Source organism: Tautonia rosea (assembly GCF_012958305.1).
Taxonomy (GTDB): domain Bacteria; phylum Planctomycetota; class Planctomycetia; order Isosphaerales; family Isosphaeraceae; genus Tautonia; species Tautonia rosea.
In genome coordinates this window covers 403,747-415,372 of sequence record NZ_JABBYO010000007.1, presented here as the reverse complement: position 1 = coordinate 415,372, position 11,626 = coordinate 403,747, and the positions used below count along the sequence as shown (strand labels likewise).

Genomic DNA, 11,626 nt, shown 5'->3' with positions numbered 1-11,626 from the left:
AAGCAAGCATACCTCTGAAATTTTGCGGGTCAACACCCTACCGAAATTTTCTGCCTTCCTCGACGAAGCATCCAGCGGCTCAGCACCGTGATCAGCTCGGTTCGATATCTCATGGCGGATTCGGCCCTTCGCCTGGAGTTGGAACAGAAATCCAGGATTCCAAGGCGAATCCGTCGATCGACAAGAGTCACTCCGAGTCATCGAGCAGGGACACGAATTGAGGAAGGGGTCTGAGGGCTTCGAAGTCGGGGTCTTTTCTTGCCAGATCGATCAAGGACGGGTCCTGGGCAATTGCCGAGCGAAAGTGGCTCATCGACCGTTCGAGAAGGTCCTGGTGGATCGCGGTGGTCGCGTGGTCTTGACCAGGCGCCTCAAGGCTCGCGAAGGACGAGGCAATGGCAAGAATGCAGGCCAGATTGTAGTCATCAATCGGGGAGAGTGGTGGTTCGGCGTGATCGAGCAAGGCACGGACGCCCTGGGCTGCTCCTCGGTAGTCGCCCGATCGGGCCACGCAAAGACTTTGAGCCATCTTAATGGACCGGAGCGGTGTCCCGGGTTCCGCAAGCTCGATCACGCGTTCCCAGTCAGCGATTGCCTCGGAAAAGCGATCGATCGCCATGAGTGCCTGTGCCCGAGATCCGTGAAGATTCAGAGCGGTGCCGCGAAGCCGTTTCATGTTCGGTTCAGAGGTCAGCAGAGGGTGGATCCGGGAAAGGCCCTCGCGATAACGGGCAATCGCGGAATCCAGGCGGCCGAGTTCCACGTCGAGAATCCCCCTGTTGACCGCGAGGTCGGCCATCGTGGCCACGTATTCGAGGTGCTCGGGATCACGTGAGACGGCGTGATCGAGCAACTCGGCGGCACGTTGATAGTCATCTTCGGCGCGGTTGCGATTGCCCAGCCCGGCGTCGATCAGACCGAGGTTGATGAGGTTCTGGGCCAGTTCGACGGCCTTGCCCAAATCGTCGGGGGCCTCGTCAACCAGCTGGGAGTTGATCGTCACGGCTCGTCGATAATGCGGCTCGGCCCGATCGCCATGGCCGGCATGATGCCAGACGGCACCGAGGTTATGCGAGCACCAGGCCACGTCGCTGCGAGCGGATCTCGATTCGGGGTCGGCCTGAAGGATGGCTTCAGCGAGGCTCAACGCTTCTTCCAGCGCGGTGACGGACTGCTCAAGATCCGTTCTGGAACCCATGACCCCACGCTTCAGGGAAACGACCATTCGTTCCCGAGTCAGTGTCAAGTCGTCGGGAAACCGGAGACGAAGGTCATCGAGGAGTTCGGCGGCGAGGCAGAGGTGAATCTCGGCCCGCTCAGGTCGACCCACCACAATTTCAAGATTGGCGGCCTCGACGGCGGCCTGAGCCGTATCGAGTTGCACCGTCGCGTCCTCGCCGTTGGCCCGTGCGATGGCTCGATCGAAGAACTCGAGTGCCGCTTCGGCCTGCACACGGTGGAGCTCGCTGAGGCGGGGCAGGCCGGCGAAGTCCGAGTCTGCGAATGAGTCAAGAACGCGCCGGAGCGCCTCGCGAGCGTCCCGGTAGTTTTCCTCCGCGTTCCGACGTTGCAGGCTCGCTTCCTCGGCAGCGGACTCTGCCCGGTCGATTGCCTGCCGCAATCGAACGTTTGACCAGACGATTCCAACTCCTGCCGAGAGGAGGATCAGCAACGAGAGGCCGATCACGATTGCCTGCGAGGGCCTCCGACGGACCCATTTCACGCCTCGGCCAATCGGTCCGGTCGCTCGGGCCCGGATCGGCTCTCCTGCGGAGAACCGCGCGAGGTCCGCGGCCAGCTCGACGGCCGATTCGTACCGCCGAGCGGGGTCTTTCTCGAGGCATTTCAGGCAGATCGTCTGTAGGTCGATCGGAATGCCCGGCTGAAGGCGACCGGGGGTCGGGGGCTCGGTGGTCCGGACCAGGTCGAGGGTCTCGATGGGAGACGGGGCGATGAAGGGCGGCCGTCCGGTCAGGCATTCGAAGAGCACAGCCCCCAGGGCGTAGATGTCGGCCGGGGGACCGACGAGCTCGGTCCGGCCGGCGGCCTGCTCCGGAGCCATGTACTGGGGGGTTCCCAGCAGAGCGCCGGATCGCGTGGCACCCCCTGGGGTGTCGAGTCGCTTGGCCAGGCCAAAGTCGGCGAGCTTCGGCCGACCGTCCTCGGTCAGCAATACGTTGCCAGGCTTGATGTCCCGGTGGATTACCCCGGAGCGATGGGCGTGGTCGACAGCCAGAGCCAGCGTCTCAATCAGACTGGCAGCCTCCCGAGGCCTCATCGGACCAGACGCCAGCCGATCTGTCAGCGTGCCACCAGAGACGTACTCCATTGCGATGTAGGGCTGCCCGCCGACCCGTCCAACATTAAAAATCTGAACAATGTTCGGATGCTGCAAGCACGCGGCGGCCTCGGCCTCGGCACGAAAACGAACCAGTTCGTAGGGGTCGGCGTCCGGGCCGGATCGAATCCGTTTCAGCGCAACAACCCGACCAAGACCGCGTTGCCTGGCCTTGGTGACAATTCCCATGCCCCCGCGACCGATCGGCCCAATCAGCTCGTAACCCTCGGGCAGGGGCGAGGCCGGTGCCGGTGCTGGTGCTGCCGGTGCCGGTGCCGGTGCCGGTGCCGAGACGACGGCGGAGCCAGCATCAGGTTCGGTTGGGGCAACCCACCGGAGCAGACCGATCAACGAGTCGTCGGCCGAACCCTCCAGGATCGGCCGGCAACGCTCGCAAGAAGCCAAATGCCGCTCGATCTCCTGCGCGTCGTGCTCCTCGATCTCCCCCCGAGCAAAGGCGAAGAGACGATCGGGATCGGGATGATCAACGGCAGCGGGTCTTTGCATCGCCCGATCCTCCACCCCGGGTCAGGGCAAGCAATCACGGCACCTCACCGAACTCAAGCTCCCTGGGGCTCGTTGCGGAACGTTTCCGACAACGTCAACCGGCTGCTCCGACCCATCCATCGCCGCCGCACCGGTCGAGCACCGATCAGGGCGAGCAAGCCTGTTCCCATCAGGACCAGTGACGTCGGCTCAGGAATGGGAGTCACCGAAACCCGATTCCCGAACATCTGAACCTCCGTCAGTGAAAACCAGTTCGAATTCGTTCCGATGAAGTCGCTCAGGATGACCCGGGTCGCCGCAATTCCTTCCAGAGGGGAGCCACCCAGCACGACTCGGTCGTTGACCAGGGAGCCGAGCGTATTCTGAACCGTCCCGAACGGAGTCGTCTGAAACGCATGGCTAACAACTGATAAGTCGGGCGTGACCAGCGTCACCGTCACACCGGTTAACTCTCCAGGGATACCATTGTTCGGGATATCACCACCATACAAATCGATCGTATCGAGCGTGAACACGGCATCCAGAAAGAAGGTGATAACGGGCCTGATCACCGTCCCGTCAGTCGCCTGAGGGGTCACGAACAACTGGCTCGTCTGCAGGGTGCTTCCAATGACCCCGTCGGTCAGCGTACCGCCTCCCCCTCGGTAGGTCCCCAGCCGACCATTGACAAAGTTCACGAAAGATGCGCCGGGCGTGATCGTCCCGGAGTACGTATGGGCCCAGTTTCCGTGGCCAGACAGCACGGCATCGTCAATGTCGTATTTTGACAGCAAAATCTGTTCGCCCCGAGCCCCCGCGACAGGCACCAGAAGCGTCAGAAACGAGACGGCAAGCAGTGCGCGAACCTGGTGATTGCTCATCGGTTGAGTTTCTCCTCGATCATCGCCCCCGAAGGCGCACACGCTCATCGGGGCCAGGACCTCTTGGCCGCCCGAGGCGTCCGATCGCACCGGGCTTCACGACTGGAAGTGCGCCGGCTCCACGATCCTGTCCAATCGAGAGAGAAATTCCTCATGCGGCGTTGACGGGAAGCATCACGCCATTCTCAACGGCCGGCGGCCTCGCCTCTCCCCGGTCAACACATCAGTCAATCAACCCCCGCCCTTCCTGGCGAAGCCGCCTCAATACCCGAGACTTGGCAATCAGCACGGCGTTGACCGTCAGTCCCAGCTCCTCAGCCACCTCGGCGGCAGGAAGCCCTTCGATTACCTGGCGATGGAACGATCGCCAGACCGGGGCCGAGAATTCCGACTCAATCCCTTCCAGCAACCGCTGCGCAAGATAACGGTCGTGTTCGAGATCCCAAACCCGGTTCAGGTCGCTCTCGGGGTCCTCAAGCTGTTCCAGGTTCGGAACCGGACTGCCGTTCCCCTCTCGGCGACGTGACCGCCAGTAGCCGAGAATCCGGTGCACCGTGATCCCTCGAATCCAGGTCCGGAACGCCCCTTTCCGGCCCGAATGGTCGAACTCGGGCAACTCGCGAATGACCACGAGCAGGATTTCCTGGAGCAAGTCCTCGGCGTCGAGCGATGAAATGCCCTGCTGCTGGAGTTGGCGGAGGATGAACGGGGAATACAACTCGGCCAGCCGCCGCCAGGACGCCTCCTCGGGGTCGCTCCGAAGTCGATCGAGCAAGCTCAGGGGCGTTTCACTCATGGCAGCGCTGTCCAATCGTTCGGGCCCTCCCCGGCTCCACGGGCCCCTGCCCTCAACCCGCGTCTTGAACAATCTTCTCCCGAGGCGCCAGCAGCACGCGCTCGACCCAGGTGGTATCGATCCGACCCTCGGCGAAGTCCGGATTATGGAGGATCCGTTCGTGCAACGATGCGGTCGTGGTGATCCCCTCGATCCGCAGCTCGTCCAGTGCCCGAAGCATCCGGGCGATCGCCTCGGATCGCGTCGGGGCATGTACGAGGAGCTTGCCAATCATCGAGTCATAATTCGGCGGCACACGATAGCCGGGGACGATGTGGGAGTCCCATCGCACGCCGATGCCTCCCGGAATTCGCAGGCCGGAAATCAGCCCCGGGCTGGGGCGGAAGTTGTGCTCCGGGTCTTCACAGTTGATCCGGCACTCGATCGCGTGGCCCAGTTGCGGCACGTCGGCCTGGTTGACCGACAGCGGCTCTCCGTTGGCAACCCGGATCTGCTCCTTGATCAGGTCGATCCCGGTGACCAGTTCCGTCACAGGATGCTCCACCTGAATCCGGGCATTGACCTCGATGAAGTAGAAGTTGTAATCGGCATCCACCAGAAACTCGCACGTCCCCGCGTTCACATACCCGGCCGTCTTGGCCAGTCGAACGGCGGCCTCGCAAATCTTCCGACGAACGCGGCTCGGCAAGGTCGGCGCGGGAGATTCTTCAATGAGCTTCTGGTGCCTGCGTTGAAGACTGCACTCGCGTTCCCAGCAATGAATCACATTGCCATGCGAATCGGCCAGCAGCTGCACCTCGACGTGCCGGGGGCGGTCGATGAACTTTTCCAGATAAATGCTCGGGTTCTTGAAGGCGGCGTCGGCCTCGGCCCGGGCCTGGGCGATGGCCGTCCGGAGGGCCGCTTCCTCCCGACAGACGCGCATCCCCTTCCCACCGCCACCGGCCGCGGCCTTGATCAAGACCGGATAGCCAATCTGCCGAGCCACCCGCACCGCGTCGTCGTCGCTATCGACCGGACCATCCGAGCCGGGCACAAGCGGGACCTTGGCGGCCTGGGCCGCGGCCTTGGCCTCGGTCTTCAAGCCCATCCGGCGGATGGCCTCGTGGGGCGGACCGATGAACTCGAAATTGCAGGCGCGGCAGACCTCGGCGAAGTGGGGATTCTCACTCAGGAACCCGTAACCGGGATGGATCGCGTCGACATCGGCAATCTCGGCCGCGGCGATCAGCCGGGGAATATTCAAATAGCTGTCTGCCGCCGGAGCCTTGCCGATGCAGATGGCGCGGTCGGCCAGGTCCAGATATGGGGCCCCGCGATCGGCCTCGGAGAACACGGCCACCGATTCCAGGCCGAGTTCCTTGCAGGCGCGGATGATCCGCAGGGCGATCTCGCCACGATTGGCGACGAGGATACGACGAATCTTCGACGGTTCAGCCATCGGCGAGGGTCCGGGGTGTTCCGGGCTCCTCGCGGGGTGGCGCCGGGCGGTGCTCCCGCGAGGGTCTCTGTGATCCAACCGCCAGGCCCGATCTGAAGGCCCGGGGGCATCGGGGAGCGGAGCGGGGGACATGGCCAATGCTCAGGCCGGTTCGACGCGGAACAAGGGCTGGCCGTACTCGACCGGCTGCTTGTCCTGAACCAGGATCTCAACGATCCGGCCCGAGACGCCAGCCGGAATCTCGGTAAACACCTTCATGGCCTCGATGATACAGACCGTCGTCTCGGGACGAACCGTGGCACCCACGGCCACGAACGGCGGAGACTCCGGCGAGCCCGACTGGTAGAAGGTGCCCACCATCGGACTCTCGATGAGCGTCCCTTTCACCTCCGGAGCCGCGGCCGGGACCGCAGTAGCAGCCACGGCCGGAGGCACACTTCCCGCCGGGGGCGTGGGCATCGGCGTAACCGGGACCGGCGCCTGAGCAAGCGGAACGACAGCCTGTTCGGTCCGACGACGCAGACGGATCTTCGTCGGTCCTTCGACCAGGTCGATGGACGTCAGGTCGTAATGATGCATCATCCGGACCAGTCGATGGATCCGGCGGACATTATCCGGGTCGGGATGTTCACCCGCCGACCCGGTCGGGGATTCGGCCATTCCTGCGCTCCGATCGCTCTGCTTCGCTCGGCGTCGAGAAGCTTCGGGGATCTGTCCTCGGACCATCCGGGACGCACGCCTTCAGGCTCCCGGCGTGTCACCTCGAAGGGAATCGAGGTCACGAGGAACCCGGGAAAGGCATTCACAACCGTCGGCCGTGACCAGCACATCGTCCTCGATCCGGATGCCTCCCCAGTCGGGAAGGTAAATTCCCGGCTCGATGGTCAGCACCATGCCCGGCCGGAGCACCTCAGCCGCGTCCTTCCGAAGGCGCGGGGCCTCGTGAATTTCCAGGCCGATGCCGTGGCCAAGCCCGTGATCGAAGAAGCGGCCGAAGCCCGACTCCTGAATAAACGATCGGGCCTGGGCATCGACCTCACCGGCCGAGATTCCCGGACGAATCGACGCGATCGCCCGACGCTGGGCTTCCAGGACAATCCCGTAAATCTCCTCGAATCTCGGCGTTAACTTACCGGTGACAATCACCCGCGTCAAGTCGCTCCTGTACGGCAACGGCCCCAAACAGGCCCCCCAGTCCACCAGCGTGAAGTCGCTCGAATCCACCCGGACTCCAGGTTCAGGACGCGCATGAGGCAAGGCCGAGCGCGGCCCGACCGCCACAATCGGCGGAAACGCCGATCCGGCCGCCCCCAGGCTCCTCAACTCCGATTCCAGGAGATTGGCCACCCCCGCCTCATCCCAATCCCCCGACCACTGCTGCCGAACCCGACCAAACGCCTGCTCAGCCAGTTCAATCGCCCGGCGAATGGCCGCGATCTCCCCTTCCTCCTTGACCGCTCTGACCTCCTCAACCACTCCCGCCGTACTGCGCAGCTCCGTCGACCTGCAACCGTTTCGGATCGTGTCCCAGTCAAGCACCGACAGCGACGCAGACTCGAACCCAAGGCTCCGCCAGCAGAACCGGGGGATCACATCGCCCAGCTCCTGGGCCAGCGTCTTGCTCGACGGCCGAATGTGGAACGACTGCTCCGGGCATTCGTCCCGGATCTGCGTCGCATAACGGAAATCAGAAACGATCATCGTGCGATCGAGTCCGAGCAACAGCGCCGACGAATCGCCGGTGAATCCGGTCAGGTACGTCACATTCGGCGGGTGCGTCACGAGCAAGGCATGGAGCGACTCGGCTCGCATCCTCGATCGCACGGCCTCGACCCGTCGCGCATACGTCTCGGTATCGAACATCGCAGCCCCCCTTCCGATCGGCAAGGAATCGTTCGATCCGATCCGATCACGATGACCCGAGGGGAGCCTCCAGCACCGCATCGGCCGCCGCGACCACCGCCGGCACGATCGCCTCAAGCATCCGCTTCCCCTTCTCGGCATTCGCAAACGACGGATACCCCACCGCCCCCCGCTCCGTCCGACGGCCAAAATCGACCGCGTGAAAGAGCCCGCCAGGAACAAATCCAGGAGACGGGTCATCCTGGATCCGATCGGCCCGCACCAGTTCTGGACGCAGATGCATCATCATCGACGTCTCGATCTCGCAGGCATGCCCCATCGAGGTCCTCGGGCCTTCGCAGAGCGCGGCAAGCGGCTCCGCCGCCAGTTCCCAGTACGCCGCGCCGGTCAGGACCGCCTTCGGAAAGGCTGCATCCAGCCGACGAAGTGCCACATGCAAGGGGTCGATATTCCCCCCGTGCCCATTGAGCAAGAGCACTCGCGAGAACCCATCACGCAACAACGGCGAAAGTATCTCAATGAGCATCTGCTCATACGTCGGCAGGGTCGCCGTCAGGGTTCCGCCGAACGGCAGGTGATGCTCGCTGGCCCCAAGCCACTGGACCGGCAACAGCAAGACCTGCTCCGGCCTCGCGGCTTCCAGACCATCGGCAACCGCTCCCACCAGAACCGTATCGGTAATCACCGGCAAGTGGTTGCTGTGCTGCTCGCACGCGGCGATCGGAGCCACGACGAGCGTCCGGGTACGGTCCAGCGCTCGGATCTCGGGGGCAGTCAGGTGGGCGAAACGCATCGGGGGTCGTCCTCAACGATCGAATCCATCAGGGAAACACGAAAACGGCCACACTCGGCCGTCCGAGCAACGGGGGTCACTCCCGAATGGAGCACTCTGAACGTCAGGCAATGAACACGTCGTGAATCACTCGCGCCGTCGTATAAAAAATCATCAGTCCAGTGGCGTCCACCAGCGTACTGATCATCGGGGCCGAGACAACTGCCGGGTCAATCTTCGCCAGACGGGCCAGCATGGGCACCATCGACCCTACGCTGTCGGCCCAGACGCAAATCCCCAGAATCGCCAGACCGATCACCACGGCGAAGCTCGGCGAGCTTCCCATGATCAGCCACGCGAAGAGGAATCCGAATGGGCCGATCGCCAGGCCGAGCGAAAGGCCGGTCATCGCCTCTCGGGCCAGAATGCGGAGAAAGTCGCGCTTCGGGTCGATGTCTCCCAGTGCCAGCCCCCGGATCACCGTGCCCACCGTCTGGCTCCCGGCGTTGCCGCCGGTCCCGATCAGGAGCGGGATGAACGCATCGAATTGGATGTCCGGATACTTGACCGTCACCCCGCCGAACGACTGGACCACCACCCCCGTGAGCGTGCCGCCCCCGAAGAGCAGCAAGAGCCAGCCGAACCGGCGACGCACCGCCGAGGCGATCGACTCGTCGGCCGGGTCGTGCTCCGCCTCGGCCGCGTCGTAATTCACGGCACCGAACCGGAGCAAGTCTTCCGACTGCTCCTCCCGCAGAATATCCAACGCATCGTCGTGCGTCACAATCCCGACCAGCATCTGCGATGCATCGACAATCGGAAGCGCAATCAGGTCATACTGGGCAATCTTCCGGGCCACCTCCTCGCGGTCCTCGTCCACCTGAGCCCGAATCGGGTCCTCCTGCATCACATCCTCGACCCGGGCCGTCGGCCGGGCGAGGATCAAACCTTGAAGCGTGATCGAGCCAATCAAGCGACGCTGATGGTCGATCACATAGCTCGTCAAGATCGTCTCCCGCTCTGGAGCCTCACGCCGCAGCACATCAATCGCCTCACGCACCGAGACGAACGGCGGGACGGTGGCATAGTCAGTCGTCATCACCGAACCGGCCGTCCCTGGTTCGTACTCGGTCAACCGCCGAATATCGTCGCGCTCGGCCTGGGCCATCCGCCGCAGGATCAGCTCGGTGCGGTCGTCGTCGAGCCGGTTGACCAGATGAGCCCGGTCGTCGTGCGGCATATCGCGGAGCAAGGCCGCTGCGTCGTCCAGCGCCATCGACTCGACCAGTTCCACCTGCCGATCCGTGTCGAAGTAGCTGACCACCTCGGCCCGGGCCTTCGGTTCCAGCAGACAGACGACCGCCTTCGACTCGGCAATGTCCAGATCCTCGATCAGCTCTGCCTGCCGAACCGCGGGATGCTCCTCCAGGAACTCGCGCACCGCCTCCGCCTGACCATCATGGATCAACTCCCTCAGATCAGGCAGCAGCAGGGCATTCCGCATGGCAACTCCTGGCGGTTCTCGATTGCAACCGTCGTGTCAAGAAACAGGCACGGGCTCGGTGTGTTCGAGAACCCGGTCCCCGGTTTTCGTGGAGGTCAATCTGGTCCATCAAAAACCGCTCAACCGATCACATCCTTGCCCATGATCGGGCGCAGCACCTCTGGCACGTCGATCTTCCCGTCGGCCCGCTGGTAATTCTCCAGAATCACGATGATCGCCCGGCTCAGAGCCACGGCCGTGCCATTGAGCGTGTGAACAAATTTCGTACCCTTTTGCCCGGTGGGCTTGTAGCGAATCCCCAGTCGTCTCGCCTGGTAATCCGTGCAATCCGACGTACTGGTCACCTCGCCATAGTCGCCCCGGCCGGGCATCCAGGCTTCGATGTCGTACTTGCGATACGCCGGCCCGCCCAGGTCCCCCGAGCAAATATCGAGCACCCGGTACGGAATCCCAAGCGCCGAGAAGATCTCCTCCTCAATCGCCAGCATCTCCTCGTGCAGCGCCCCCGATTGCTCGGGCACCGCATAGGCGAACATCTCCACCTTGGTGAACTGGTGCACGCGATACAACCCTCGGCTCGCGCGACCGGCCGCGCCCGCCTCGGTCCGGAAACAGTGAGAAAGGCCGACATACTTGATCGGCAATTCCGACTCGTCGAGGATCTCCTCCGCGTGCATTCCCCCCAGCGTGATCTCGGCCGTGCCGATCAGGCAAAGATCGGTGCTCTCGACCGAATAGACCTGTGTTTCCTCTCCCCTCGGGTTAAAGCCGATCCCCTCCAGAATGCTCGTCCGGGCCAGGTCGGGCGTCACGATCGGCATGAACCCGCGCTTGATGAGCGTTTGCATCGCGAACTGCTGAAGCGCCAGATCGAGCAACACCGCATCATTCTTGAGAAAGTAGAACCCCGAGCCCGACACCTTCGAACCCGCCTCAAAGTCAATCAGGTCCAGTTCCTTGCCCAGCTCGACATGGTCCTTCACCGGAAAGTCGAACGTTTTTGGCGTGCCAACCTTTCGGATTTCTCGGTTCGCCTCCTCATCCTGACCGATCGGCGCTTCCGGATGCGTCATGTTCGGCACCCGTCCCAGCCGGGCCTTGACCTCCTCCTCCAACGCCCGAAGCGAGTCTTCCCGATCGGCCACCTGCTGCTTCAACTGCTTCCCCTCGGCAACGAGCGCACCCCTTGCCTCCGGGTCCTTTTCCTTCCCTGTCGCCTGCGCCACTTCGTTCTGCCGCTTGCGGACCGCCTCGACCTCCCTGAGCAACTCGCGCCGCTGCGTCTCCAGCGCCACGACCTTCTCCAGGTCTTCGATCACATCTTCCGGCACACTGCGATCGACGCAGTTCTGCTTCACGGCGTCGACGTTGTTTAGCACGAATTTCAGGTCGAGCATCGTTTCGCGTCCATCAGCCGCTTCCTGGTGGCCGAAGCGGTTTCTCGGTAAAAAGAGTTTTTCATGAGTCAATGAGTACTCCGCATTCCCTCCGTGCAGAGTCCCCAGACAGGGAGAGGAAAACGGACGACCGACTCCGGCCGAACAA

At 63.3% G+C, this 11,626-nt stretch carries 9 protein-coding genes; all 9 read right to left on the bottom strand.

Annotation, left to right across the window (positions count from 1 at the left end):
* Positions 1–187: 187 nt before the first annotated feature.
* On the bottom strand, positions 188–2,845 hold the full coding sequence (locus HG800_RS15035) for a serine/threonine-protein kinase (protein WP_169977440.1): 2,658 nt from the start codon (positions 2,843–2,845) through the stop codon (positions 188–190).
* 53 nt (positions 2,846–2,898) lie between these two features.
* Positions 2,899–3,705: a PEP-CTERM sorting domain-containing protein gene (locus HG800_RS15030; RefSeq protein ID WP_169977439.1), complete on the bottom strand. Its 807-nt coding sequence runs from the start codon at positions 3,703–3,705 to the stop codon at positions 2,899–2,901.
* A gap of 223 nt (positions 3,706–3,928) precedes the next feature.
* Positions 3,929–4,501, bottom strand: coding sequence for an RNA polymerase sigma factor (locus HG800_RS15025; RefSeq protein ID WP_169977438.1), 573 nt, complete (start codon positions 4,499–4,501; stop codon positions 3,929–3,931).
* Positions 4,502–4,553: 52 nt separating this feature from the next.
* Positions 4,554–5,942, bottom strand: coding sequence for an acetyl-CoA carboxylase biotin carboxylase subunit (accC, locus tag HG800_RS15020; protein ID WP_169977437.1), 1,389 nt, complete (start codon positions 5,940–5,942; stop codon positions 4,554–4,556).
* Positions 5,943–6,083: 141 nt separating this feature from the next.
* Positions 6,084–6,602, bottom strand: a complete 519-nt coding sequence (gene accB / locus HG800_RS15015; RefSeq protein WP_169977436.1) for an acetyl-CoA carboxylase biotin carboxyl carrier protein — start codon at positions 6,600–6,602, stop codon at positions 6,084–6,086.
* An 81-nt stretch (positions 6,603–6,683) separates the two neighbouring features.
* The gene (locus tag HG800_RS15010; protein WP_169977435.1) at positions 6,684–7,805 is read right to left on the bottom strand and encodes a M24 family metallopeptidase; all 1,122 of its coding nucleotides are present in this window, start codon (positions 7,803–7,805) and stop codon (positions 6,684–6,686) included.
* A gap of 46 nt (positions 7,806–7,851) precedes the next feature.
* Positions 7,852–8,598 (bottom strand): creatininase family protein, encoded by a 747-nt coding sequence (locus HG800_RS15005; RefSeq protein ID WP_169977434.1) that lies wholly within the window; start codon positions 8,596–8,598, stop codon positions 7,852–7,854.
* A gap of 103 nt (positions 8,599–8,701) precedes the next feature.
* Positions 8,702–10,081: a magnesium transporter gene (gene mgtE, locus HG800_RS15000; protein ID WP_169977433.1), complete on the bottom strand. Its 1,380-nt coding sequence runs from the start codon at positions 10,079–10,081 to the stop codon at positions 8,702–8,704.
* Positions 10,082–10,200: 119 nt separating this feature from the next.
* Entirely contained in the window at positions 10,201–11,478 is a 1,278-nt protein-coding gene (gene serS / locus HG800_RS14995; protein ID WP_169977462.1) for a serine--tRNA ligase, read from the bottom strand.
* Between the last annotated feature and the right edge of the window lie 148 nt (positions 11,479–11,626).